Annotated in this window: 23 protein-coding genes and 1 pseudogene; 5 read left to right on the top strand and 19 right to left on the bottom strand. The window is 70.4% G+C overall.

Going from position 1 to position 24809, the window contains the following annotated elements; genetic code table 11:
• Positions 1–30: 30 nt before the first annotated feature.
• The 6 genes and pseudogenes from VGF64_12420 to rimP all read right to left on the bottom strand — a co-directional run bounded on the left by VGF64_12420 (position 31) and on the right by rimP (position 5446).
• Positions 31–309, bottom strand: coding sequence for a DUF503 domain-containing protein (locus VGF64_12420; GenBank protein HEY1635556.1), 279 nt, complete (start codon positions 307–309; stop codon positions 31–33).
• 2 nt (positions 310–311) lie between these two features.
• A complete protein-coding gene (gene infB / locus VGF64_12415; GenBank protein HEY1635555.1) occupies positions 312–2153 on the bottom strand; it encodes a translation initiation factor IF-2 in 1842 nt (613 codons plus the stop codon).
• Positions 2126–2401: a hypothetical protein gene (locus VGF64_12410; protein HEY1635554.1), complete on the bottom strand. Its 276-nt coding sequence runs from the start codon at positions 2399–2401 to the stop codon at positions 2126–2128. Before VGF64_12410 ends, infB begins: the two co-directional genes overlap by 28 nt.
• A 715-nt stretch (positions 2402–3116) precedes the next feature.
• Positions 3117–3311 (bottom strand): annotated as a pseudogene (locus tag VGF64_12405) (translation initiation factor IF-2 N-terminal domain-containing protein).
• 273 nt (positions 3312–3584) lie between these two features.
• Positions 3585–4931 (bottom strand): transcription termination factor NusA, encoded by a 1347-nt coding sequence (nusA, locus tag VGF64_12400; protein ID HEY1635553.1) that lies wholly within the window; start codon positions 4929–4931, stop codon positions 3585–3587.
• The gene (gene rimP / locus VGF64_12395) at positions 4928–5446 is read right to left on the bottom strand and encodes a ribosome maturation factor RimP (protein ID HEY1635552.1); all 519 of its coding nucleotides are present in this window, start codon (positions 5444–5446) and stop codon (positions 4928–4930) included. The genes nusA and rimP overlap by 4 nt, the downstream gene beginning before the upstream one ends.
• 240 nt (positions 5447–5686) lie before the next feature.
• Here rimP and proS point away from each other — a divergent pair, with 240 nt between their 5' ends.
• Entirely contained in the window at positions 5687–7063 is a 1377-nt protein-coding gene (proS, locus tag VGF64_12390; protein ID HEY1635551.1) for a proline--tRNA ligase, read from the top strand.
• A 22-nt stretch (positions 7064–7085) separates the two neighbouring features.
• Here proS and VGF64_12385 read toward each other — a convergent pair whose 3' ends face one another.
• The 11 genes from VGF64_12385 to VGF64_12335 form a co-directional block, all read right to left on the bottom strand.
• Positions 7086–8312 carry a GNAT family N-acetyltransferase gene (locus VGF64_12385; protein ID HEY1635550.1) on the bottom strand — a complete coding sequence of 409 codons (1227 nt, stop codon included), beginning with the start codon at positions 8310–8312 and terminating at the stop codon, positions 7086–7088.
• 9 nt (positions 8313–8321) lie between these two features.
• A complete protein-coding gene (gene ispG, locus VGF64_12380) occupies positions 8322–9566 on the bottom strand; it encodes a flavodoxin-dependent (E)-4-hydroxy-3-methylbut-2-enyl-diphosphate synthase (protein HEY1635549.1) in 1245 nt (414 codons plus the stop codon).
• Between the two features lie 7 nt (positions 9567–9573).
• On the bottom strand, positions 9574–10860 hold the full coding sequence (locus tag VGF64_12375) for a M50 family metallopeptidase (protein ID HEY1635548.1): 1287 nt from the start codon (positions 10858–10860) through the stop codon (positions 9574–9576).
• Positions 10861–10988: 128 nt separating this feature from the next.
• Positions 10989–12152, bottom strand: a complete 1164-nt coding sequence (gene dxr, locus VGF64_12370; protein HEY1635547.1) for a 1-deoxy-D-xylulose-5-phosphate reductoisomerase — start codon at positions 12150–12152, stop codon at positions 10989–10991.
• A 7-nt stretch (positions 12153–12159) separates the two neighbouring features.
• A complete protein-coding gene (locus VGF64_12365) occupies positions 12160–13350 on the bottom strand; it encodes a phosphatidate cytidylyltransferase (protein HEY1635546.1) in 1191 nt (396 codons plus the stop codon).
• A gap of 66 nt (positions 13351–13416) precedes the next feature.
• On the bottom strand, positions 13417–13986 hold the full coding sequence (frr, locus tag VGF64_12360) for a ribosome recycling factor (protein ID HEY1635545.1): 570 nt from the start codon (positions 13984–13986) through the stop codon (positions 13417–13419).
• Complete coding sequence (pyrH, locus tag VGF64_12355; protein ID HEY1635544.1) at positions 13986–14732, bottom strand: UMP kinase; 747 nt, start codon at positions 14730–14732, stop codon at positions 13986–13988. The genes frr and pyrH overlap by 1 nt, the downstream gene beginning before the upstream one ends.
• Positions 14733–15524, bottom strand: a complete 792-nt coding sequence (gene tsf, locus VGF64_12350) for a translation elongation factor Ts (GenBank protein ID HEY1635543.1) — start codon at positions 15522–15524, stop codon at positions 14733–14735.
• A gap of 2 nt (positions 15525–15526) precedes the next feature.
• Entirely contained in the window at positions 15527–16594 is a 1068-nt protein-coding gene (rpsB, locus tag VGF64_12345) for a 30S ribosomal protein S2 (GenBank protein HEY1635542.1), read from the bottom strand.
• A 167-nt stretch (positions 16595–16761) separates the two neighbouring features.
• The gene (locus tag VGF64_12340; protein HEY1635541.1) at positions 16762–17643 is read right to left on the bottom strand and encodes a tyrosine-type recombinase/integrase; all 882 of its coding nucleotides are present in this window, start codon (positions 17641–17643) and stop codon (positions 16762–16764) included.
• Positions 17644–17714: 71 nt separating this feature from the next.
• A complete protein-coding gene (locus tag VGF64_12335) occupies positions 17715–18242 on the bottom strand; it encodes a DUF2505 family protein (protein HEY1635540.1) in 528 nt (175 codons plus the stop codon).
• 229 nt (positions 18243–18471) lie between these two features.
• Between VGF64_12335 and VGF64_12330 the strand changes: the two genes are divergently transcribed.
• The 3 genes from VGF64_12330 to VGF64_12320 are packed head-to-tail and all read left to right on the top strand — an operon-like array spanning position 18472 to position 20645.
• A complete protein-coding gene (locus VGF64_12330; GenBank protein ID HEY1635539.1) occupies positions 18472–19089 on the top strand; it encodes a VC0807 family protein in 618 nt (205 codons plus the stop codon).
• Between the two features lie 17 nt (positions 19090–19106).
• On the top strand, positions 19107–19763 hold the full coding sequence (locus VGF64_12325) for a glycerol-3-phosphate acyltransferase (protein HEY1635538.1): 657 nt from the start codon (positions 19107–19109) through the stop codon (positions 19761–19763).
• Positions 19764–19823: 60 nt separating this feature from the next.
• Complete coding sequence (locus VGF64_12320; protein ID HEY1635537.1) at positions 19824–20645, top strand: DegV family protein; 822 nt, start codon at positions 19824–19826, stop codon at positions 20643–20645.
• A 22-nt stretch (positions 20646–20667) separates the two neighbouring features.
• Here VGF64_12320 and VGF64_12315 read toward each other — a convergent pair whose 3' ends face one another.
• The gene (locus VGF64_12315) at positions 20668–21549 is read right to left on the bottom strand and encodes an alpha/beta fold hydrolase (GenBank protein ID HEY1635536.1); all 882 of its coding nucleotides are present in this window, start codon (positions 21547–21549) and stop codon (positions 20668–20670) included.
• 55 nt (positions 21550–21604) lie between these two features.
• On the bottom strand, positions 21605–23002 hold the full coding sequence (locus VGF64_12310; protein ID HEY1635535.1) for an MFS transporter: 1398 nt from the start codon (positions 23000–23002) through the stop codon (positions 21605–21607).
• Between the two features lie 173 nt (positions 23003–23175).
• Here VGF64_12310 and VGF64_12305 point away from each other — a divergent pair.
• Positions 23176–24809: hypothetical protein (locus VGF64_12305; GenBank protein ID HEY1635534.1), on the top strand; the 1634-nt coding region annotated here is incomplete at its 3' end.

Below are 24809 nucleotides of genomic sequence, written 5' to 3'. Positions count from 1 at the left end.
GGGCGGGAAGCCCAACCCCGCCGCCGGCCGTCATGCCCGGTCCAACCAGTGGCGCTCGGCACCCAGCACCTCGACGTCGGGGTTTGACCAGATGAAGCGCTCCACCTGGTCCAGCACCTCCTCCACGTGGCCGACACTCGCTGCCACCGCCGCCAGGCCTAACCCGGCCCGCTGCCAGCGGTCGTGGTGTGCCACCTCGGCCGCGGCAACCGAGTACCGGTGGCGGGCACCTTCGAGGATCGGCTTGACGACGGCCCGCTTGGTCTTGAGCGAGCGGCTGTAGGGCAGGTGGAGGTCGACCTCCAGCACACCTACGTGCGTGGAATCTCCCGCTCTTCGAACGTCTCGATGATGTCGCCCTCCTTCAGGTCCTGGAAGTCGGACAGACCGATGCCGCACTCGAAGCCCGATTGGACCTCTCGTACATCGTCCTTGAAACGACGCAGGGAAGAGATCGCGCCCTTCCAGATGACGACGCCCTCGCGCAGGAAGCGGACCTTGGAACCGCGCGTGATGACGCCGTTGCGGACGTAGCAGCCGGCCACAGCCCCCACACGCGGCACCCGGAAGACCGCCCGTACCTCGGCGTCTCCGGTGACGATCTCCTGGAACTCGGGGGCGAGCATCCCGACGATGGCGGCCTCGATCTCCTCCAGCACCTTGTAGATGATCTCGTAGGTGCGGATCTCGACGTTCTGGGTCTCGGCCATCTCCCGGGCCCGACGGTCCGGCCGCACGTTGAACCCGATGATGGTGGCGGTCGACGCCGCCGCCAGCTGGACGTCGTTCTCGGTGATGCCGCCGACGGCGCGGTGCACGAAGCTCAGCTTGACCTCGTCGCGCTCCAGCTTCCGCAGGCTCTCCGTGAGTGCCTCCAACGAACCTTGGACGTCGGCCTTGAGGATCAGGTTGAGGGTGGCCGTCTCGCCCCGCTGGATCTGCTCGAAGACGTCCTCGAGCTTGGCTCCCGGCGAAGCCGACGGCGTAGGTGTGTACCCGGCGAACCGGATGCGCTGCTCGCGGGCCTCGCCGATGGTGCGAGCAGTGCCCTGGTCGGACGTCACCCGCAGGTCGTCACCAGCGCTGGGCACCTCGGAGAAGCCCAGGACCTCGACCGGCGTCGAGGGCGTCGCCTCCTTGATGTTGTCCCCGCGGTCGTCCACGAGCGCCTTCACCCGTCCCCAGGCCGCGCCCGCGACCATGGGATCGCCGACCCGCAGGGTGCCCTTCTGGACGATGACGGTGGCCACCGGTCCTCGGCCGACGTCGAGATTGGCCTCCAGGACCACCCCGCGTGCCCGCCCCTCCGGGTTGGCCGTCAGCTCCTGGACCTCGGCCAGCACCAGCAGCTGCTCGAGCAGCTCGTCGATGCCCACGTTCTGCAGGGCGGACAGCTCGACCATGATCGTGTCGCCACCCCAGCGCTCGGGCACCAGGCCCTGGTCCGACAGCTGCTGCATCACCCGATTGGGATCGGCATCCTCGCGGTCGATCTTGTTGATGGCGACCATGATGGGCACCTCGGCGGCCCGAGCGTGGCTGAGCGCCTCGATCGTCTGGGGCATCACGCCGTCGTCGGCCGCCACGACCAGGACCACGATGTCGGTGACCTCGGCCCCACGCGCTCGCATGGCCGTGAAGGCTTCGTGGCCGGGCGTGTCGATGAAGGTGATGAGGCGCCCGTCCTTGTTCGCCTGGTAGGCGCCGATGTGCTGGGTGATGCCGCCGGCCTCTGCCGCCACCACGTTGGTCTCGCGGATGCGGTCGAGGAGCTTGGTCTTGCCATGGTCGACGTGGCCCATCACCGTGATCACCGGCGGCCGCGTCCGCTGGAGCTCGGGGTCCTCTTCTTCGTCGGCCTCGAAGTACTTGGCCTGGAGGGCTGCCTCCTGCTCCTCGCCGGCGTCGACGAGGCGCACGCTGGCCCCGATCTCGGCCGCGAACAGATCGATCATGTCGTCGCTCAGCGACTGGGTCGCCGTCACCATCTCGCCCTGCAGCAGCAGGAAGCGCACGACGTCGCCGGCCGAGCGGTTGAGCTTGGGCCCGATGTCCTGGGCGGTGGAGCCCCGCTCGACGACCACCTCGTCCTCGGGCACCGGGGCGTTGGATGGCGTGTAGGTCGTCAGCTGGGTCGGCTCCAGCTCCTCCATGTTGCGTCGGCGACGACGAGGTCGGCGCTGCGGGGGCCGCCCACGTCCGCCCGGACCACCTCGTCCAGGCGGAGGCGGCGGCATGGGACCGCGTCCCAGCCCCCCTCCCGGGCGCCCGCCGCCGTAGCCAGTCCCAGGTCGCGAACCTCCGTAGCCACCCGGTCGGCCGGTTCCGGTGCCAGCGGGGCGGCTGCCCCCTCCGGGACGGCCGGCGCCGGCTGGTGGCCGAGGCCCGGCGGGCGCGCCACGTCCACCCATACCCGGGGGCGGCGGGATCGGACGGCCGGTGGACGATCGAGGAGGGCCGCCGGGTGGCGGCGGGATGGGGCGGCCGGTGCTGGGGCTGACAGGCGGTCGACCGCCGCCGCCAGCCGGAGGAGCCGATCGACCGCCGGGGCCGCCGCCGTCAGGGCCGCCAGGCGACCGGCGCGGCGCGGGCTCGCCCGCGGGGGGTCGGCTGGCGCCGCCTCGGGCGGTCGGCCCGGGCTCGCTCTGACGAGGTCGGGGGGCAGATGGAGCGTCGAGGGACGGTACGGCGGGGGGACGCCGGTCCGTCGGACCTCTCGGGGTGGCCCGTTCCGTCGGGCCTCTCGGGGTGGTCCGGTCCGGCGACCTCGGTGCCTCGGTCGGCCGCGTCGGGGCGGGCGCGGCCGCGGCCGGCGGGCTCGCCGCCGGCTGCTGGGTCTCGGTCGGCGGTGTCGGGGCCGGCGCGGCAGCGGCCGGGGTGCCGACATCGGGGACGCCGGCAGCGGGCGGACGGACCGGCTCGGTGGGCTCGGAGGAAGGTCGCGACGGCGTGACTCGGGGGGCAGGGCGGCCAGGGGCAGGGCGGCCAGGGGCATCGCCGGACCGGGTGACGCGGGTGCCGGGGCCCGCCGTCGGGGCGGCGGCCCGCGACGGAGGGGGTGGCTCCTCGGGGGCCACTGCCCGCCGTAGGCCGTCGCGATCGGCCTTACGCCGGACGCGGTCAGCCTGGGCGTCCTCGATGCTCGAGGAATGGCTCTTGACCCCGATCCCCAGCGCCTCGCAGAGGTCGAGCGCCTCCTTGTTGGTCAAGCCGAGCTCACGAGCGAGCTCGTAGACACGAATCTTCTTCGCCAACTGCTGGTTCAATCCTCTCTTGGCTCGTACTACCCGAGGGTGTTCATCCTCCCACACCCCCCGGTGATCCCGGGTCTCTCCCGGGACTGGCGCCCAGCGCCTCTCGCAACCGCTCCGCTGCGAGCCGGTCCACGGGAGCCCGCAGCGCCCGTGAGAACCCGTCCCGCCGCAGGGCCAGATCCAGGCACCGGGCCGACTCGGCGCACAGCCACGCTCCCCGACCCGGCAGGTCCCGGCCGACGGCCAGGTCCCCCGCACCGGTGCGAACGATCCGCAGCAGTGCCTCTGCAGACGCTGTGCGGCGGCAGCCGACACAGGTCCTGCGTGGCGTTATGCGGGCGCCTCCTCTTCGTCGGCCGCCTTGTGGGCGGCCACCTCGCCCCCCTTGACCTCCTCTCCTGCTGGTACCCCCTCAGTCGGGGCAGGATCGGCTGGGACCGACTCGCCCGGGACAGCCGACTCGGCCGACCCGGTGGAGTCGGCGGCGCCAGGACCCTCGGCAGGCCCGTCGGCACCGGCCCCGTCCCCCGCGGCATCCACCTTCTCCTCGGTGGCGGCACTCGGCTCCCCGAGGGACCACGCCTCGGCCGAGACCGCTTCGCCGCCCTCGGCGGGCTGCCAGACGAGGTCCCCCGACTCGTTCTGCACCCACTCGCCCTCGGCCCACTCCTCGCCGCCGTAGCCGGCCTCCTCCTCCGCCAGCTGGGTCTCGCTCTTGATGTCGACCCGCCAACCGGTCAGGCGGGCGGCGAGGCGGGCGTTCTGGCCCTCCTTGCCGATGGCTAGCGAGAGCTGGAAGTCGTGGACGATCACCGTGGCCGTGCCCGCCCCGTCGTCGAGGCGAACCTCCTTCACCTTTGCCGGCTGGAGCGCCCGGAGCACGAACTCCGCCGGATCCTCGGAGAAGGGCACGATGTCGACCTTCTCGCCCCGCAGCTCGTTGGTGACCATCCGCACACGGGCCCCGCGGGCCCCGACGCACGCCCCGACCGGGTCGACGTTGGCGTCGTTCGACCACACGGCGATCTTGGTGCGGTGTCCCGGCTCACGGGCCGCGGCCTTGATCTCGACGACCCCGCTGCTGATCTCGGGGACCTCGAGCTCGAAGAGACGCTTGATCAGGCCGGGGTGAGTCCGGCTGACCACGATCTGCGGACCCTTGGTGGTCTTGCGGACCTCGACGATGTAGGCCTTGAGCCGGGCGCCGTGGTCGTAACGCTCGTATGGCACCTGCTCGGCCTGGGGCAGCAGCGCCTCGACCTTCCCGAGGTCGAGGAGCGTGTAGCGGTTGTCGCTCTGCTGGATGATGCCGGTGACGATGTCGCCCTCGCGACCTGCGTACTCCTCGTACTTGAGGTCGCGCTCCGCCTCGCGGATCCGTTGCAGGATCACCTGCTTGGCCGTCTGGGCGGCGATGCGGCCGAAGTCGTCAGGGGTGTCGTCCCACTCGCGAACTACGTTCCCGTCCTCGTCGAGGTCCTGTCCGTAGACCCGGATCTCGCCCGACTGCGGGTCCACGGTCACCACGGCCTCCTCGGCCGCGCCCGGCATGCGCTTGTAGGCCGAGACGAGCGCGTTGGCCAGGGCGTCGAGCAGCGTGTCGACGCCGATGCCCTTGTCCCGGGCGATCTGCTGGAGTGCCTCCAGGAACTCGAAGTTGTTGTTGCTCTTGCTCATGACGTCCTGACCTTCTTGGTCGAGGGTGGCGAGGGGCGATGGGGAGCCCGACGGGCACCGCGCCGGCCGCCATTGCCCGGATCGGTCGGTCCCCATTCGAAAGTGGTCCGGGCCCGTTCGATATCGGTGTAGGCCAGCCGCCGTCCGTCCTCGGGAAGGCCGGCGCCCGTGATCACCACGCCAGAGCCGTCGGCGTGGGCCAGACGGCCGGCGAGTCGTCGCTCTCCGTCGATCCCCGGTCGCGTCTTCACGCTCACCTGGGACCCGATGAAGCGCTGGAACTGCTCGGGCGTCCGCAGCGGCCGCTCGACCCCAGGGCTCGTGACCTCGAGGGTGTAGCGCCCGCCGGGAATGGCATCCTCGCGGTCGAGCGCGGCCGAGATGGCCCGGTTGATCTCGCTCAGGCCGTCAAGATCGACGCCGCCGGGTCGGTCGACCGTCACGCGGACGAGCCCGCCACCGACCTGGACGTCCACGAGCTCGAGGCCCGAGGTGGACAGTACCGATTCGATCAACTCGTAAGCTCGTCTCGTCTGACCCACCTCGCACCTCCTCTCGTCTCGTCACGACCGCCCTTGCTGAAGCAAAAGGCGTGGGCACCGCCCACGCCTCTCTGCTCGACCTATCGAACTGAACGGCTACGGGGCCTAGTATAGCAATGCCGGCCGATTTCGGACCCTGGCCAAACGCGTCCATTTGCCCTCTTCGAGACCCCACTGGCCACTGAGGTACCGGCGTGCCAATAGCATCGCCTGGTGCCCCGTGCCCCCGTTCTCACCCCTCGAGCGGACGACTTTCCCCGCTGGTACCAGGACGTCGTCGCCAAGGCCGAGCTCGCCGACAACGGCCCCGTGCGGGGCACCATGGTCATCCGGCCCTACGGCTACGCCATCTGGGAGCGCATGCAGGCGGAGCTCGATGCCCGGATCAAGGCGGCGGGTGCCCGCAACGTCTATTTCCCCCTGCTCATCCCCGAGTCCCTGGTGCACCAGGAAGCCGAGCATGTCGAGGGGTTCAGCCCCGAGCTGGCCGTGGTCACCCACGGGGGCGGCAGGAAGCTGGAGGAGCCGGCGGTCATCCGCCCCTCCAGCGAGACGATCATCGCCGGCTACCTCGCCAAATGGCTCCAGAGCTATCGGGATCTCCCGCTGCTCGTGAACCAGTGGGCCAACGTGGTGCGCTGGGAGCTGCGGCCCAGGCTGTTCCTGCGGACCACGGAGTTCCTGTGGCAGGAGGGCCACACGGTGCACGAGACCGAGGACGACGCCCGCCACTACGCCCTGAGGATCCTGAACGACGTCTATCGCGATGTCATGGTCCGGGTCCTGGCCGTGCCCATCCTGACCGGTCGCAAGACCGAACGGGAGCGCTTCGCAGGGGCCATCACGACCTGGACCTGCGAGGCGATGATGGCCGACGGCAAGGCGCTGCAGATGGGCACCAGCCACGAGCTCGGACAGAACTTCTCACGAGCGTTCGGTATCGAGTTCCAGTCAAGGACCGGAGAGTCGACCTACGGCTGGCAGACGTCCTGGGGCGTCTCGACGCGCATGGTGGGGGGGCTCGTCATGGCCCACGGTGACGACAACGGCCTGCGCCTGCCGCCCCGCCTGGCCCCGATCCAGGTGGTCGTCGTCCTGGTCCGGGACGAGGACGGGACGGGACCAGCGGCCGAGGCGCTCGCCGCCGACCTGGCCGCGGCCGGACATCGGGTCGAGCTCGACGCCGCGACAGACACCTCCTACGGGCGCCGCGTCACGGACTGGGAGCTGAAGGGCGTCCCCGTGCGCATCGAGGTCGGACCGCGGGAGCTGGCGGCGGGGAAGGTGTCCCTCATCCGCCGGGACAACGGCGATCGCACCGCGGTGGCGCTCGGCCAGACGGTGGCGTCAGTGGGCGAGGCCCTGGGCGCCGCCCAGGGCGCCCTGCTGGCCGAGGCCGAGGCCCGGCGCGACGAGCGGACCGCCGAGGTCTCGACCGTCGCCGAGGCCAGGGAGGCGGCCCAGGACGGCTTCGCCCGGGTGCCCTGGCGCAACGTGGGGGTCGACGGAGAGGCTGAGCTGGCCGCCGCCGGCGTCTCCGTCCGCTGCCTGCTGGACGACGACGTGGCCATCGTCGGCCGGGCCTACTGAGCGCCCGACGGGCGGTCCGTGCTCAGAACTCGGTCGCGCAGAATGGCGGCGGGTCGCAACCGAACATGGCGTCCGCCCTCGCTGCAGCCCCCGCCACCCGCTCCACCACCCGGCCCGACCGGACCAGCTCGGAGAACGCCAGCCCGCCGAGCAGGGTGGAGCCCAGCTCGCGGGCGCCGAGCGAGAGGTCGGCATCCTGCCCGCTGACGGACCGGGCCTCGGCTCCCGACGGACCCGCTTCCAGCCGCCACGTCCCCTCGTTCCAAGGGCAGAAGGGATCGTCGACCTCGAGGACGAGCGAGCCGTCCACCAGGTAGCGCCGGGCCTCGAGCGACGCGGCCAGGTCGACCAGGCGCACCCACAAGTGGTCCTGCATCGCGGTGAGGCGGAGGCTGCGAGGGTTCCGCAGCAACCAGCGCACGGGCTCGTCGAGGGGGCGGCCGCTGAGCTGGGCGCCACGGGTGAGGTCGATGTCGCACACGAACGCCCACAGGTCGACGTAGGCCGTCCCGCTCGTGGCGCACAGCTCCTCCACCCGCACCGTGGCCCGATCGAGATCCCCGCCCTCGGCCCTCCGGTCGAACCGGTAGGACACGTAGCCGTCGAGCTCGCCTCCCGGACCGGCACGAACGGCGTGGAAGAGCGGTCCGGCACCGCTACGACGGCCCTCGTAGTCGAAGAAGAAGCTGTCCCACCACGGCTGCGACCGGCCGACCTCGCCCGGCTGTCGGCGGCGGGCGTCGTCGTACACGGCCGGATAGGCGCCGGCCGCCACCTCGCCCGAGACCAGGTGGATGGTGCCTTGGGGCCCTCGGGCCAGCCCGGCCGGCCGGTCGATCTCGTAGGAGGCCACGAACGTCGCCGGTCCGTACCCGAAGCGACCGTAGATGCCGCCCTCGCTGGCGGTGAGCACGGCCAGGGCCTCGCCCCGATCGCGCACGTCGTCGAGCTGACGGCGCATCATCGCCCGCAGGAGCCCGAGCCGGCGATGCGTCGGTTGGACGCCGACGTACGACACACCGGCTGCGCGAGCACTGGTGAGCCCCGGCAACGTCAGCTCGAAGCTGAAGGCGCCGGCAGTGGCCACCATGTCGTCGCCGTCGAACACGGCCAGGCTGCGGTCGTCCTCGACCGCAGCCGCCTCCACCTCGACTGCCTCGTCGTCCGCCTGGACACCGAAGGCCCCCTCCGAGCACCGCAGGAACCCGGGGACCTCCTCCCGGGCCACGGGACGCAGGTCGAAGTCCACCGCCCCTGTCTAGTGCGCGTCCTCGTCGTGTGAGAGCTGTTTACGGATGAGGTCCACCTTCGTCTCGCTCTGGTTGACGTCGTCGCCCCGGTCGTCCACGAGAGCCCGGCGGTCGGCCTCGGCCGCCGCCTCGGCTCCGGCGTCGGCCGCCGCCAGCCGCGCTTCGATCCCCTGGGCCACGAGCTGCTCGGCCTCGGCGACGAGCGCCTCGACCATCTCGTCCTCGGGCACCACGCGGATGATCTTGCCCTTGATGAACAGGTGTCCCCGGCGGCGGCCGGCGGCGATGCCGAGGTCGGCCTCTCTGGCTTCGCCCGGTCCGTTGACCACGCAGCCCATGACGGCCACCTGGATGGGCAGGTTGCGGCCCATCAGTGCCTCCTGGGCGGTCTTGGCCACGCCGATCACATCGATCTCGGCCCGCCCGCATGACGGACAGGCGATCAGGTCCAGGCCCTTGCGCTCCCTGAGCCCGAGCGCCTCCAGCAGCTGACGACCGGCCCGAGCCTCCTCGACCGGATCGGCAGTGAGCGAGTACCTGATGGTGTCGCCGATCCCCTCGGCGAGGAGCGTGGCGATGCCGGCGGTGGCCTTCAGCAGGCCAGCCGGCGGGGGTCCGGCCTCCGTGACGCCGAGGTGCAGCGGATGGTCGACCGTGTCGGCTAGCTGACGGTAGGCCTCGATCATGAGCGGGACGTTCGACGCCTTGACCGAGATCTTGACGTCGTGGAAGTCGACCTCGTCGAAGTACGCCAGCTCCATCAGGGCGGACTCGACCAACGCCTCGGGCGTGGCCCCGCCGTGCTTCTTGTAGAGCTGGGGGTGCAGCGACCCCGCGTTCACGCCGATGCGGATCGGCACGCCCCGGTCCTTGGCCTCGTTGGCCACGAGCTTGATCTCCTCCGGCTTGCGGAGGTTGCCGGGGTTGAGCCGGAGGCACTGGACGCCCGCCTCGAGCGCCGCCATGGCCATCTCGTAGTGGAAGTGGACGTCGGCCACGATCGGCACCGGCGAGCGGGGGACGATGCGGGCCAACCCCTCGGCCGCCTCGGCCTCGTTGCACGTGCAGCGCACGATGTCGGCTCCGGCCCCGGCCAGGGCGTAGATCTGCGAGAGCGTGCCCTCCACGTCGGCGGTCTTGGTGATCGTCATCGACTGCACGCTGACGGGGGCGCCGCCTCCGACGGCCACGTCACCCACGGTGATCCTGCGGGTGGGCCGGCGGGCGGCGGCGATGACAGGGGGACGGGTCATCGGATCCTCACTGGAAGGGGTTGGCAAGCGGATGGGTGACGTCCATGTAGATGGCGGTCACCCCGAGCACGACCAGGACGAGGAACACCAGGTAGGTGGCGGGCAGCAGCTTGGCCACGTCCACGTGGTAGCGGCGGCCGCGCCGCGAGCGGGCCTTCTCGTACACGGCGATGGCGACGTGACCGCCATCGAGGGGCAGCATAGGGAACAGGTTGAACAGGCCCACGAACACGTTGATGCTGAACAGCAGGAGGAGGACTTCACGCAGGCCGGCGTGTGACGCCTCCGACGCCAGCCGCACGATCCCGATCGGGGACTCGAACCGGGGGCTGTTGCTGTTGGACGTCGTCGCTTGGCTCTGATTCCCCGTGTTCCCCGTCGGACTGGTCACCTCGTGGGTGTAGTTGCTGATGCCGTGGGGGGAGAACACGCTCCCGAGGGCAGCGAGCGTGTCCCAGGAGAAGCGGCCGAGGTCGACGGTCGACCGGCCCACGGCGGCGATCGGGTTGGTCGTCTCGACCGGCGACGTCAGCTGGACGCCGATGATCCCATACGGGGTTGAGGACGGTGGCGGCGCCGGCTGGCCCTGCACCTTGACCGTCCGCTCGTCGAGCGGCGTCACCCTGATCGTCTGCGTGTCACCACGGCGCTTGACCACCACGGTCACGGGCTGGCCGGCGTGAGACTGGATGTAGGACACCAGCTGGTCGGAGGAGGAGAGAGCCCGGCCGTCGACGGAGACGAACACGTCGCCGGGCTGGAGGCCCGCCTGCTTGGCGGGGCTGGCAGTTCCCTCGATCGTCGAGAAGCCGCCGACCGCGACCTGGTTGCCGCTGGGCACGCCCACGAACGAGAAGAGCACCCACAGGATGAGAAAGGCCAGGATGAAGTGGACGGCCGAGCCCGCCACGGCCACCGACAGCCGGCGCCCGAAGGGTTGCTCGCGGTAGGTGCGGGGCTCGTCGGCGGGGTCGACCTCCTCGAGGTTGCTCATCCCGAGGATCTTCACGTAGCCACCAGCGGGGATGGCCTTGACCCCGTACTCCGTCTCGCCCCGGTGGATCGACCACAGGCGGGGGCCGAACCCGAGGAAGTACTCGGTCACCTTCATGTGGCCCCACTTGGCGGTGGCGAAATGGCCCAGCTCATGGAGCATGATCATGATCACGATGGCCAGCACCACGACGAGGGTGCCCGTCGTGCCCGTCAGGACCGCCGCCGCCACGCCCGCCCCCACCACGAGCAGCAGCCGCACTGCCGCCCGTCGCTGCTCGGCCGGGTCGTTCAACGGCACTGGAGGTCGACGCCCCGTCGGAGTCGCCCCGGGCGACGACCCCGGGGGCGCTTCCGACGCTTCCGACGCTCCAGGCGGTGTGGGCGGCGGTCCCGGTCCCGGGGATGGCGAATCGGGGCCGTCGTCGCTCACGCCGCCTGACACCTGCGCTGCACGGCGAGACCCGCGGCCCGGCGCGCCATTCGATCAACCTCGAGCACGTCGTCCACGTTATGCAGCTCCACAGGCGAATAGGCATGCAGCGCGTCCTGCACCACCTCGGCGATACCGAGCCAGGGCAGGCTGCCCTCGAGGAACGCCGAGACCGCCACCTCGTTGGAGGCGTTCAGCCAGGCCGGCGCCGCCCCTCCCAGCCGGCCGGCCTCGTAGGCGAGCCCGAGGCAGGCGAAAGCCTCCAGATCAGGCGGCTCGAAGTCGAGCTTGTCGAGGCGGGTCCAGTCGAGCACGCCGAAGGGCTGCCGGAGTCGCGCCGGATAGTGGAGGGCGTAACCGATCGGCAGGCGCATGTCCGGCCGTGAGAGCTGGGCGACAGTGGCCCCGTCGCAGAACTCCACCATCGAGTGCACCACCGACTGCGGGTGCACGATCACCTCGATGCGTTCGTACTCGACGCCAAAGAGCGCATGGGCCTCGATCACCTCGAGGCCCTTGTTCATGAGGGTCGACGAGTCGACGGTGATCTTCGGTCCCATGCTCCACGTCGGGTGGGCCAGCGCCTCTTCGAGCGTCACGGCCGACAGATCGGCCCGTTTGCGACCGCGGAACGGTCCCCCACTGGCGGTCAGCACGATGCGGGCGAGCTCGCTGACCGCGCCCGAGCCGGCCCGCAGGCACTGATGGAGGGCGCAGTGCTCGGAGTCGACGGGCAGGATCTCCGCCCCGGGTGTCACCCGCGCCCGCTCGACGACGGGCGCGGCGGCGATGAGCGACTCCTTGTTGGCCAGGGCGAGGCGGCGACCGGCCTCGAGGGCGGCGAGCGTCACCGGCAGCCCGGCGAACCCCACGACCCCGTTGACCACCACCTCGGCGGCGGCGGCGATGGCAGGCAGCGACTCCGGTCCGGCCAGGACCTCGATGCCCGAGGGAACCAGCTCGCGCAGACGGGGCTCCAGGCTCGCGTCAGCGACGGCGACCTGCCGGGGCCGGAGCTGGCGGGCCTGGGCCGCGAGCTGGTCGACGGATCGGTTGGCACCCAGGGCGATGATCTCAAAGGCACCCGGATCGGCGTGGACGACGTCGATCGCCTGGGTGCCGATAGAACCCGTTGAGCCGACGAGGCTGACGGTGGTCATGCGGTCGTTACCCGCCGAAGTTGATGAGGCGCACCAGATAATAGGTCGCGGGAACGACGAAGAGCAGCGCGTCGACCCGGTCCAGCACCCCGCCGTGCCCGGGCAGGATCCAACCCATGTCCTTGACCCCGATGTCGCGCTTGAGCAACGACACGCACAGGTCGCCCAGCGGCGCCGCCACGGCCACGACCAGCCCCAGGGCGATGCCTCTCGTCGTTGTCCACGGGCTGATCTGGCTCACGACCACGGCGCCCACGAGCACGCTGGCGAGGGTGCCACCGATCAAGCCCTCCCAGGTCTTGTTGGGGCTGATCGCGGGGGCGAGATGGTGGCGGCCGAACCTCTTACCCACGAGGAAGCTACCCACGTCGTAGGCGACGGTCGTCACCGCCGCGCCCAGGAGCAGCGCCACGCCGTGGCGGTTGGGGAACATTCTCGGGTCCAGGAGGAGGGCGGCGAACGACCCGAGGAACCCGACCCACATGAAGCCGAGGAAGGTCACTGCCACGTTGACCGTGGGCCGATCTCTCACCACGCCCACGAGGTACCAGAGGAGGGTGAACACCACCACCAGGCCCAGTACAAGGGGGATGGCAGCCTCGCCCTTCATGTAGGCGCCGATCAGTATCCCGACCGTCGCCACCAGCGCCACCAGGGTGGCGGGACGGTACCCGGCGCGGCGGAGGACGCCGAACAGCTCGGCCGCGGCCACGGTGACGACGAGCACCACAAGGACCAGCGCCGTGAGCGAGCCCAGCCTGAACAGGATGATGGCGGCCAGCCCGATGCCCAGCCCGGTCAGGACCCGCGTCGTCAGATCGCCGCGCTGAGGATGATCCTTCCGGGGCGACGCCGGCGTCGAGGGCGTCTGCCGGCCCGTCCTCGAGGGCGGCGCCTTCGGCGGTGGCTGGCTCTTGAAGCGACCTGTTTCCTCGGGGTCGTCGAGATCGCTGAGATCGAACGCCCGGTCGTCTCGCGGCGGCGGGCTCGGCCAGTCGTTGAGCTCGTCCTCGGCTCCCCCGCCCGGTCTCTCCCCCTGACCCCCGGAGTCGCGATCGGCCGAGTCCACCGTCGACAACAGCGGCTGGGTGAGGTCGACACCCGCCGCGGAGCCCGCTTCCTCGGCGCCGATGATACGGATGCTGTCGCCGGGACCCGGTCTCGCCGCTCGGCCCTGTGTCTCGTCGCTCTGGTCCATGGTGGCTCTCCTGTCATCGGGCCGGCCCGTGGGCCGGAAGTGCTCCGACGTCCCGCCGCGAGACGGTCAGATGTCGAGGAGCTCCTGCTCCTTGTGCTGCAGAACGCGGTCGATCTCCGCCACATAGTGATGCGTGACCTTCTCGAGCTCCTTCTCGGCCCGGTCGAGTTCGTCAGAGGAGATGTCCCCATCATGCTCCAGCGCTTCCAACTCGTGGCGGACCGCTCGTCGCAGGTTGCGGGTCGCGACCTTGCCCTCCTCGGCCTTGTGGCGCACGACCTTGACCAGATCTCTGCGCCGCTCCTCGGTAAGCGGAGGGAACGCCAGACGGATCACCTGCCCGTCGCTCGAGGGGGTGATCCCGAGATCCGAGTGGAGGATGGCCTTCTCGATGGCCTTGAGAGAGCCCTTGTCGTAGGGCGAGATGACGAGCAGTCGGGCGTCGGGCACGCTGAATCCCGCCAGCTGCTGAAGGGGGACCTCGGAGCCGTAGTACTCGACCTTGAGCTTCTCCACCAGCGTCGGCGTCGCCCGCCCGGTGCGAACGCCGCCGAACTCGGTCTGCGTGTGGCCCACCGCCTTGCCCATCTTCTCCCGGGCCTCGTCCAGAGCGGCACCGACGAGTGAATCGTCCATCACGTGATAAGCGTACCGATCGGCTCCCCCGAAAGGGCGCGACCGATGTTTCCCTCGCTCATGAGGTCGAAGACGAGGATGGGCAGACCGTTGTCCTTGCAGAAGGTCACGGCGGTGAGATCCATGATCTTGAGGTCACGAGAGATCACGTCCATGAACGAGATCCGGTCGAAGCGGACGGCATCCTGGTCGACCTTGGGGTCGGCGCTGTAGACGCCGTCGACGCCGGAGTGGGTGCCCTTGAGTATGGCGTCAGCCTCGATCTCGGCGGCCCTGAGGGCCGCCGGGGTGTCGGTCGTGAAGTACGGGTTCCCCATCCCGGCCGCAAAGATGACGACCCGTCCCTTCTCCAGGTGCCGCATGGCCCGCCGGCGGATATAGGGCTCGGCGACCTCGGCCATCTCGATGGCCGAGAGGACCCTCGTCGGTTGGCCCTGTCGCTCGATGGCGTCCTGGAGGGCCAGGGCGTTGATCACCGTGGCCAGCATGCCCATGTAGTCGGAAGTGGCGCGGTCCATCCCCGTGCCGGCGCCGGTTGTCCCTCGCCAGATGTTGCCGCCCCCGACCACCACCGCCAGCTCGACCTGGAGGTCAGCGCGGGCGGCGGCGATCTCGGTCGCGATGCGCTCGACGACCACGCCGTCGATCGTCTCGTCGGACGCCGAGCTGGCCAGCGCCTCCCCGGAGATCTTCAGTACCACACGTCGCCAGCGCGGAGAGGCGGGCTGCTGGCGGGAGTGGAGCACTCAGGCCCCGACCTCCACCTGGGCGAAGCGGGTCACCCTCGCCTCGCCGACCAGCTGGGCGACCGTGCGCTTCTCGTCCCGTACATAGGGCTGCTCCAGCAGGCACCGCTCCTTGAACCAGCCCGTGAGCCGACCCTCCACGATCTTGGGCAGAGCCGCCTCGGGCTTTCCCTCCTTGCGGCTGATGCTCTCGATGGTCGCGCGCTCGGTCTCGACCTCGCTCGCTGGGACATCCTCGCGGGCCAGGTACGTGGGTCGGGCGAAGGCGACGTGGACGGCGACCTCGTGGGCGAGCTCCTTCGTGCCACCCTCCATCTCCACCAGGACGGCATTGACCCCCCTCCCGTTCTGGAGGTGGAGGTAGCTGTCCAGGATCGCCCCTTCTGCGGGGAGGAAGCGCACGACCCGGCCGACGCTGATGTTCTCCTTGAGCGTCACGTTGAGCTCGTCGACGTCGCCCTGTCGCTCGCCCGCAGCCTCTTCACCCTTGGTCGCCACTGCCTGGGTGAGCTCCTCGACCAGGCGCACGAACTCGGCCGACTTGGCCACGAAGTCCGTCTCGCACCGCAGCTCGACGATCGCGCCAGGCCCGTCGACCACCACTGATACGGCGCCCTGGGAGCTGGGACGGTCGCTCCGGCGGCCGGAGCTGGCCAGACCCTGCTCCCGCAGCCAGCGCCTGGCTCTCTCGGCGTCCCCGTCGGTCTCCTCCAGGGCGCGCCTGGCATCGAGCATGCCGGCGCCGGTCGCCCGACGGAGGGCTTGCACGTCCTTGGCTGTGAATTCGGGCATCGCTACTGCTCCTGGGCCGGGGTGCCGGCGGACTGAGTCGCTGTGGACTGGGGGGCTGGAGACTGGGCCGGCGCCTCGGACGCCGCTCCATCGGGCGCTGATGGTGCGCTGGCCTGGGAGGTGTCGGCGGGGCTGGCTGCCGGCGCCGGGCTGGGGGCCGGCGCGGGGCTGGGCGCTGGCGCGGGGCCGGGGGCCGGCGCGGGGCTGGGGGCCGGCTCGGGGCTCCGGGAGCGGCTGCGACCCTGCTCGGCCAGCCGGGCCTCGCGCTCCTGTTGCTGCACCGCGGCCTGGCGGCGCGCCTCCACCTGCTCGCGGGCTCGCCGATCCTCCGCCGCCGGGTCGGGCGCGGGAGGGGATCCGCCCGCGGCCGCCGCGCCGCCCCGAGAGGCGATGAAGCTGCCCTCCTTGACGGCGTCGGCCACGATCCGGCACATGAGGGTGCCGGCCCTGATGGCGTCGTCGTTGCCCGGGATGACGTACTGGATGATGTCGGGGTCGCAGTTGGTGTCGACGACCGCGAGGATCGGCAGGCCGAGCTTGTTCGCCTCGGTGACGGCGATGTGCTCCTTCTTGGTGTCGATGACGAAGATGGCGTCGGGCAGCCGGCTCATGGTGCGGATGCCGCCCAGGTTGCGCTGGAGCTTGTCGAGCTCCCGGCTGAGGATGAGGGCCTCCTTCTTCGGCATGGCGTCGAAATCACCGGCCGCCTTCATGCGCTCGTACTCCTGCATCTTCTTCACCCGCCCGCTGATGGTGGCGAAGTTGGTGAGCATGCCGCCGAGCCACCGCTCGTTGATGTACGGCATCCCGCACTCGTTGGCGTACGACGAGATGGCGTCCTGGGTCTGCTTCTTCGTCCCGACGAACAACACCGTCCCGTCGCCGGCCACGAGGTCCCGGACATAGGAATAGGCGACCTCGATGCGCTTCAGCGTCTGATTGAGGTCGATGATGTAGATGCCGTTGCGCTCGCCGAAGATGAAACGACGCATCTTCGGGTTCCAGCGCCGGGTCTGGTGGCCGAAGTGCACCCCGGCCTCTAGCAACTGCTTCATGGTCACGACGGCCACTGCTGGCTCCTTCCCATCGGTTGTCCGACCCCGCGCGCAGCGCCCCGAAGGGCGACCGTGGGAGCGCACGGGTGATGGTCTCGCCGGGCGGAGAACCGACCCGACCCGTGGAGCTTACCGAACGGAGGGGTGGCGCCCCGCTCGGCCCCCGAGGTGCCACCGCCGGATCACGCTCGGGGGTGGGTCTTCTCGTACACGGTGACCAGGTGATCCTTGCTCACGTGGGTGTACACCTGGGTCGTCTCCAGGGTGGCGTGGCCGAGCAGCTCCTGGACGACCCGAAGATCCGCGCCCCCGTCGAGCAGGTGGGTCGCGAAGCTGTGCCGGAGGGCATGGGGATGGGTCGGAACCCTCGACCGGCGGTCCAGGATGCGCCGGACGTCACGCGGTCCCAGGCGGTTCCCCCTGGCGTTGAGGAAGATGGCATCGGCCGGAGAGCTGGGGCGGACCAACGCCTCACGGCCCTGCTCCAACCAGGCCCGGAGGGCTTCGACGCAGGCGGCGTGCATGGGCACCCGTCGCTGCTTGGACCCCTTTCCCCAGACCACGACGATCCCCGAGGGCAGGTCGACGTCGCCGAGGTCGAGGCCCGTCAGCTCCGAGACCCGAAGCCCGCTGCCGTAGAGAAGCTCGAGCACGGCGTCGTCGCGACGCCGCACGGCCTCGGGGACGGCGTCGGCCCGGGCTACCGGCGTGTCCAGCATGGCCTCGACCTCCGTGCGGGTCAGCACCCGGGGGAGCCGGTCCTCGCCGGCCGGTGCCGACAGTCGCCGGGCGGGATCCGACGGCAACGAGCCGCTCCGGCGGAGCCAGCCGAAGTAGCGACGCAGGGCTGCCGCCTTGCGGGCGATCGTGTTGCGGGCGTACCCGCGGGTGGAGAGGTAGGCGAGGTACCGCCGAAGCAGCAGGCGATCGATCACGTCGGGGCCGCGAAGGCCTCCTCGCTCGGCCCAGGTCACGAACGCGGCCAGGTCCCTGCCATAGGCCTCGACGGTGCCGGGTGCGGCCCCGGTGAGCGAACGCGAGAACGAGTCGAGATGCCAAGTCACCGATCAACGACGGTAGTGGCGACCCGCCGCCACGCCGCGGATGCTGCAGGGCAACCCGCTGCCCTTGGCGACTATCCGGTATCGCTGGCGATGGCGCCGCTGTCCCGCAGCCAGCGTTCGAGGATCCGGGCCTCTTCATCGAGGTGCTGGCGCATCCCGACGATGATCGCCCGCTCGACCAGCCCACCCACGATCGGGTACCGCACCCGCAGATCGCCCCCGATCAGTTGGCGGGTGGCGTGCTCGCCACTCGGCTCGAACTGGTACCAACCTGCACACTGCAGACGGTCCTCGTAGTGATCGGGCACGATCTCGAACTCGATGCGGTGCGCGGCCCGATCGAACGTCGAATGGTCGACCCATGTGAGGCGGTCGGGGTCGAGCACGGCTCGTGCGGGACCCGAGAGGTTGCCCGCAAAGGCGTACTGCACCCGGAGATGCACGAGCTTGCTGTCTGGTCCTTCGACGCGGCGCTCCACGACCTCCGGGGGCCGAATGCCGGAGAGCTCACCGAGCGCGGCGTAGAAGCCAGGGTCGAGGAAGGCGGCCTCCACGGCGTCGCGGGGCGCGGCGATCGACTGCTCGACGGAGAAACGCACCCATCCAACCTAACGCCCGTGGGAATAACAGGCGCAGGAGTGGGTATCTACGCCGTCGAACCTTCACGACCATATGGGTGTACCGTTGGCCAAAGAGATAACGCCCTCGGGTGACACGCCTGCCCGGCCAGTTTGGCGACCTGGCTCAACGCAGTCGGAAGACCACTCCTTGCCCCTCGCAACGAACACCATTCACCTTCCAGCCCCACGAGCCTTCGCCCGTCACGCGTTGCCGGGCTTGGTGGAGAGCACGGTGGGCCCGGTGGCGTTGTTCTACGTGATGCTCTCGCTGCTCGGCCTGCGCGGCGCACTGCTGGCCACGGTGGCCTTTTCCTACGTCGCACTGGGCCGGCGGGTTGTGACAGGTCGGCCCATACCGGGGCTGCTCGTGATGGCCTGTGCACTGCTCACCATGCGAACAGCGCTGGCCATGGCCACCGGCAGCGCCTTTGTCTACTTCCTACAGCCGACCCTGGGGACCTTCCTGGTCGCCGGCGCCTTCCTCGTCTCGGTCCCGGCCGGACGCCCGCTGGCCGAGCGCCTGGCCCAGGACTTCTGCCCCCTGGACCCCGCCCTGTTGCGTCAGCCTTTCGTCCGCAAGTTCTTCCTGCGGGTGTCGCTCCTGTGGACGTTCGTGTTCCTGAGCAACGCCACTCTGACGCTCTGGCTGCTGCTCACCTACTCGGTGAAGTCCTTCGTCCTGCTGAAGACGGCAGCGTCGTTGATCGCCATCGTCACGGCCATCCTGGTGTCGACGATGTGGTTCCGGCGAGCCATGCACGGCGAGGGATTCAGCCTCCACTGGTCGTCGCGGACCAAGCCGACGACGGTGGGGCTACCCTCCTGAGGCTGCAGCCAGGCGGCTTGTCTGTCGCCGCCGTGGCCGGGAATGCTGATGGGGTGCGCCGGGACGACTTCCCCCCCTGGTCCGTCGTCGCTGCGGCCTTCCTGGCCGGATCCGTCCCGTTCTCCAATCTCGCCGCCCGCCGACTCCGGGGAGTCGACCTGCGGACCACCGGCTCCGGCACCGTCTCGGGCACCTCGCTCTACCGCGTGGCGGGCTTCGGTCCGCTCGCCGTCGTCGGTTGCCTCGAGCTTGCCAAGGGCGCCGTAGGACCGGTCCTCGCCGGGAGCCGCCGCCCCGAGCTCGGGGCCGGGGCAGCCGGGCTCGGCGTGGCCGGCCACAACTGGTCGCCCTTCCTGGCTGGTGCCGGCGGCCGCGGAATCTCCCCGGCGCTGGGCGGTCTCCTGGTGATGGCGCCCGAGGGCGCGGCAGTTCTGGGAGCCGGGCTGGCAGGCGGTAGGCTGAGCGGGCACACGGCGCTGGGGAGTTTTCTGGCGATGCTGGGGCTAGCCCCGGTGTTGGCCGCGACCCGGGGTCGAAGGGGAGCTTGGATGGGTGTGGCAATCGTCATCCCACTCCTGGCCAAGCGCCTCCTCGGCAACGGGCCACCCGAGGGCCGTTCGCGACTTGGTACCTACCTCTGTCGCCTGGTTCTTGACCGGGACATACTGAGGTGATCTCCTAACCGCTTAAATGCCAGCCCCCACGTCCGCGCTCGTCGCACGAACCGAGAGGTCATGGCCGTAGCCGTCATCACCGACAGTGCCGCTGCCCTGGACAAGGGCCTGGTCGAGCGGCTCGATATCACCGTGGTGCCGATGCAGCTGACCATCGGGGGCACCACCTACCCCGACAATCAGGTCACCCTCGAGGAGGTCGTGCGCCGGATCGACGAAGGTGTGCACACCTCGGGGCCGGCACCGGGAGCCTTCGGCGAGGCCATCGAAACGCGCCAGTCAGGTGACGGCGTGGTGGTGCTCACGGTCTCCGAGCGTATGAGCGGCACCCACAAGGCCGCCCTGCTGGCGGCCGAGTCGTCCGGCGGGCAGGTGCAGGTCATCGACACCGCCACGGCCGCCGGCGCCGAGGGCCTGGTCGTGCTGGCCGCGGCGGAGGCCGCCCGGAACGGGGAGCCCCTCGACGAGGTGGTGACGAGAGCCCGCCTCGTGAGCAGCCGGGTCCGTCTCGTCGCCGCTGTCGACACGCTCAAGTACCTCGTTCGCAGCGGGCGCCTCCCCGACATCGCCGGACGGGCCGGCACCTACCTGGGCCTGCGGCCCCTGTTCGAGTTCCAGCACGGCGGCATCCGCCCGCTGCGGCCCTCCCTCAGCCGTGACGCCGCCCTCGAGCAGTTGTTGAACCACTGGCGGCGGTCCAAGGTCCGAGGTGCCCCGCTGCACGTCGCCGCCCTGCACGCCGCCGAGCCCGAGTCCGCGCAGCGCATGATGGACGTGGTGCGCTCCGAGGTTGAGCCGGCGACAGCCTTCGTCGGCTCCTTCGGGCCCGTGATGATCGTCCACACCGGCCCGCTCACGGGGTTGGCGTGGTGGTGGGGATAGCCGGCGCTGACCGTCGCCGGCCCTAGCCGTTGACGGCGGGAACCTCGCCGCTCGGGATGCCCATCACCCAGTCGATCGCGCTGACCACGGCCTCACGGGCCGCATCGTCGATCCCGTGGCCCATGCGGGCGACCACATCGAGGCGGCGGGGCTCGGCGGCCCCGTCGAACAGCAGACGGGCCTCCCCCGCCCGGATCAGACGGTCACGGCGGCCGTGGACCACCGCCACCGGCACGCCGACCTGGCCGATGGCCGAGAGCGGGGGGTCGGGAAGCGCCCAGCCGATGTTGATCCGCACCCCGAGTCGGTGGAGCATGAACCAGCGCCCGACCTTGGTCCTGGTTAGGCCGAGGATCGCGAGTCCGACGAGGCTGGGCGACATTCGCCACCGCGCCGGGGCGCTGACCGCGACCACACCGGCGATCGGCGACTCGCCACCGCCTGCCGGCGCCACCCGCGACGACCGATCCTCGGCAGCCATCGAACCGACATAGCAGAAGACAGCGATGGCGCCCATGGAGACACCCACCAGCACCACGGGCTGGCCACCGTCGGCGGCCAAGGCTACGGCGGCGGCGACGTCCAGGCGCTCGTCACCCCCCACAGAGCAGTTGCCCTCCGAGGCGCCATGGCCACGCGCGTCGTAGGTGAGCACATCGAAGCCGGCCCCGTGCAGATCGGCTGCGAGCGCCCGTATCCCGCCGTCCTCCTTCGACGCGCCAAAGCCGTGAACCAGGACGACTGCCGCCCGCGCCCGGCCCGGACGTCGCCACCAGCGGGCACTCAGGTGCACACCGTCGGCGGTCAGGAGCACAGTGTCCTCGACCGAGCCGTCCAAGTGGATCTGCTCCAGCTCCGGCCTGATCAGTACGAGGCTACGAAGCGACGCGACCCGCTCGGACACAACGCCAGAGTATCTCCGACGACTATTTAGTGTTCAGCACACCGCCGAGCATGTCTCACACGCCCGGCGGCCGACGGGGTGGCACGAAGGAGGTCGCTTCGGAGGGATCTTTGTCGGAGAACGCTGGGGTGGGCCCGGGGCCAGCGAGCGGGTAGTCGGGCAGAGCCACCGCGACGCCCGCGACCTCTTCGCTCCGACCGATGTCGACCGGCCGCTGTCGCAACCTGAACCAGGTGACGACAGCCGAGGCGACGACGAACAGACCCGAGCACATCAGCACCACCCGGGCGGGCGGCAGCATGCCGAGGACCGGCCACCTCACACCCTCGAGCCGATCCGCGGCCACCCCAGCACCGAGGGCGGCAACGGTCAAACCCACCCGTATCACCACGTGGAAGGCGGCGAAGGCGAGGACCCGCTGCTCGCCGTCGAGGCTCTCCTGGAGCAGGCTCATGGCGCCCGCCAGGCAGGCGGCGGTGAACCCCCCGAAGGCAGTGGCGCCGAGGTACGCGAGCGGCACACCCGGGGACAGGCTCATCGCGGCGATGACGACTCCCTGGCCGGCGACACACCAGAGCACCGATGTCATGCCGTGGAAACGGAGTCGGCGAAGCACGACCAGGCCGATGGCCGCGCCCGCCCCGAACAGGGCGATGAGCACACCGAACTGGATGTCGGTGGCGTGCAGCACGCCGCGCACGAAGACGATCCCGAGGGAGAAGAGGGCGCCCACGCCCAAGGCGACGGACAGCGCAGCTGGCGCCACCGCCCGCACGAGTGGGATCCGAAAGGCCGAGAGGAACCCTCTCGGCAGGTCGTCCTCGAGCGGTCGAACGGCACGGGACGGTGCCGCGCCCAGTCCCCGGATCCGGCTCAGCAGGGCGAACGAGACGACGTAGGTGGCGGCATCCACCCAGAATGTCGGCCCCACCCCCCGGGGCGAAGAGGTGCTGACGCTACCGGCCGCCAACAGCGATACGAGGGCGAACGCCGCCGCGCCGAGCGGGATGGTCCCGTAGGACGACCCGAGGATCAGGCCGTTGGCCAGGGGCAGGTCCTCATCCTCGACGAGGTCGGGGATCGACGCATCGCGCGCTGGCAGGAACACCAGGCTGGCCGCCTCCACCACGAAGGCCCAGAGGTAGATCCACCAGAGAGCGTGGACGAACGGGACCAGGGCGATCGCACCAGCCCGCAGGGCGTCCATGGCGAGCATGGTGTTGCGGCGGTTCCATCGGGGCACGATCCGAGCCGTGAGAGGACCCGCGATCGCCGCTGGCGCCAGGCGCAGTACGAGAATGCCAGCGACGGCAGCCGAGTCGCCCGTCAGCGCCAGGGCCAAGGCCATGAAGGCGATCGTGGCCATCCAGTCGCCGAGCGACGACACTCCCTGGCCGATGAGGAGCGTGCGAAAGCCGCCGCGACTCAGCACCCCACCTCTCACGGTGAGCACAACCCCTGGCACCTTGCGAACCTTTGGCGCCGGTCCGGGCAACGCCCCTGGAATCCCCCACCCCTGTTCATCGGTTGTCTAGAACCATGATGAGTGCCTCAATGAGAGGTTAGAGGGTGCGTGCGCCGACAGGCCGGGTCGATACGCTTGGGCCCCGAGACGGGGAGCTTTCGATGCGACGTGAGGCGCCACCACAACCCAGTCGGTCCCGTTTCCTGTCCCGTTGGCGGCTTATCGCCCTATGTTCGGGCGCCGGCGCCCTCGAGGCCGCCCTGCTGACCCAGCTCGGCGTGCAGTCGGGAATGGGTCTCGCTCCCCAGGTGAACGCCCCGGTGCCATTCGGCGTCTTCCACGACCTCCGATGGCTGATCGTCTACCACAACAGCTGGCCGGGCTTTCTGGCCGAGGCGGGCGCTGTCCTCTTCGCTCGGGGATTGTTGACCGCACTCACCGTTCGCGAAGCGTGGCCCGACGACATCCCGCGGCCCGCACCGCGCGTGCTGCTGACCCGCAGCATCGCCTTCACGTTCCTCGCCGCGCTGTTGTTGATGCCGTGGACGATCCTGCTGTTCGGTTTGGCGGTGGTCTCCGTGTCGTGGCTGTTCTTCGCCGCCGTGCCGACCGTGCTGCTGCTCGCCTTTCTCGTTCATCACGGGGCCATCACGAGCGGCTGGTGGCGGCGGGCGCCGGCGCCGCGGGCGCTGGGCTGGATCGCCCTGACCTTCCTCGTCCTGACCGTCGCCGCGGGGCTGACGGCGGTGTCCCCGAGAGGGCTGTGGGTGCCCATCGCCGCCCTCACCGGAGTCTTCAACGCCTGGGCATGGTTCGGAATGGTGCACGCGGTCACCGGCACGGCGCGCTCGCACCGATTCCTGCCGCTGGCTCCCGCAGGGCTGGCCCTGTTGCTCGGGGTGGTGGTTGGTGGATCGGCCATCGGCTTCGCGACGGTGAGCCACCCGGCGAGCTCGACGCGGGCCGACGCGTCCACCAGCGGCTCTGACCCAGGCAACGACGGCGGTCCGTCGGGTGCAACCGGCAAGCCCGTGCTGGTGGCCAGCGGATTCTGGAGCAGCTGGAACGGCAGGACCGCTCCCCCATTCACGGGGCACTACACCGAGCAACGCTTCTCCTATCGCGGCGTCGACGCCGCTGGACGGCCGTTGCCCTACCAGTCGTCCGATACGCAGCAGCCGCTGTCGCAGCTCGAGCGGCTGATGTCCGATCAGGTCGACGCTCTCTACCACCAGACGGGCCAGCCGGTGAGCATCGTGGCCGAGAGCGAGGGCTCGCTAGTGGCCAAGACCTACCTCACCGCTTCCCCGCACGCTCCCGTCAGCACCTTGATCATGGTCAGCCCGCTGGTGCAACCGGCGCGCGTCTACTACCCGCCGTCCGGCGTCGCTGGATGGGGTGTCGTCGGAGGGCTGGGCCTCCAGGCCTTGAGCGACACGGTGGGAACTGAGACAACCGTCGACCTGGCTCCCAGCCAACCGTTCCTCAGATCGATCGTCCAGGACGCGCCGGCCCTGCGCTCGGTGCTCTCGTGTCCCGTGGCGGGCGTACGCCAGTACGCGCTGCTGCCATTGGCCGACGCCGTCGCTTCCGGCAACGCCAAGCCCCTTGGTATCCCCACCGCGGTGGTGCCCGCGTTCCACGGTGGGCTGCTTGGCGATCCAACTGCCGACGCCATGATCCAGGACGTGCTCGGGGGCGGGACGCCCTCCGACTCGAGCCTGTTGTCTGTGGCCGAGCAGGTCATCGGCCCGGCCTCCTCCGCCTGGCAGGTACCCGACCTGCCCCTTTCGAT

The sequence above is a fragment of the Acidimicrobiales bacterium genome, from assembly GCA_036491125.1.
In the GTDB taxonomy this organism is placed as follows: domain Bacteria; phylum Actinomycetota; class Acidimicrobiia; order Acidimicrobiales; family AC-9; genus AC-9.
This window is presented reverse-complemented; position numbering and strand designations above follow the sequence as displayed.

What these genes read in the sequence shown, in the direction of transcription:
- dxr (HEY1635547.1), bottom strand. Translation starts at nt 12,152, where the DNA reads ATGACCACCGTCAGCCTCGTCGGCTCAACGGGTTCTATCGGCACCCAG.
- nusA (HEY1635553.1), bottom strand. Translation starts at nt 4,931, where the DNA reads ATGAGCAAGAGCAACAACAACTTCGAGTTCCTGGAGGCACTCCAGCAG.
- ispG (HEY1635549.1), bottom strand. Translation starts at nt 9,566, where the DNA reads ATGACCCGTCCCCCTGTCATCGCCGCCGCCCGCCGGCCCACCCGCAGG.
- tsf (HEY1635543.1), bottom strand. Translation starts at nt 15,524, where the DNA reads ATGCCCGAATTCACAGCCAAGGACGTGCAAGCCCTCCGTCGGGCGACC.
- VGF64_12365 (HEY1635546.1), bottom strand. Translation starts at nt 13,350, where the DNA reads ATGGACCAGAGCGACGAGACACAGGGCCGAGCGGCGAGACCGGGTCCC.
- VGF64_12320 (HEY1635537.1), top strand. Translation starts at nt 19,824, where the DNA reads ATGGCCGTAGCCGTCATCACCGACAGTGCCGCTGCCCTGGACAAGGGC.
- frr (HEY1635545.1), bottom strand. Translation starts at nt 13,986, where the DNA reads ATGGACGATTCACTCGTCGGTGCCGCTCTGGACGAGGCCCGGGAGAAG.
- infB (HEY1635555.1), bottom strand. Translation starts at nt 2,153, where the DNA reads ATGGAGGAGCTGGAGCCGACCCAGCTGACGACCTACACGCCATCCAAC.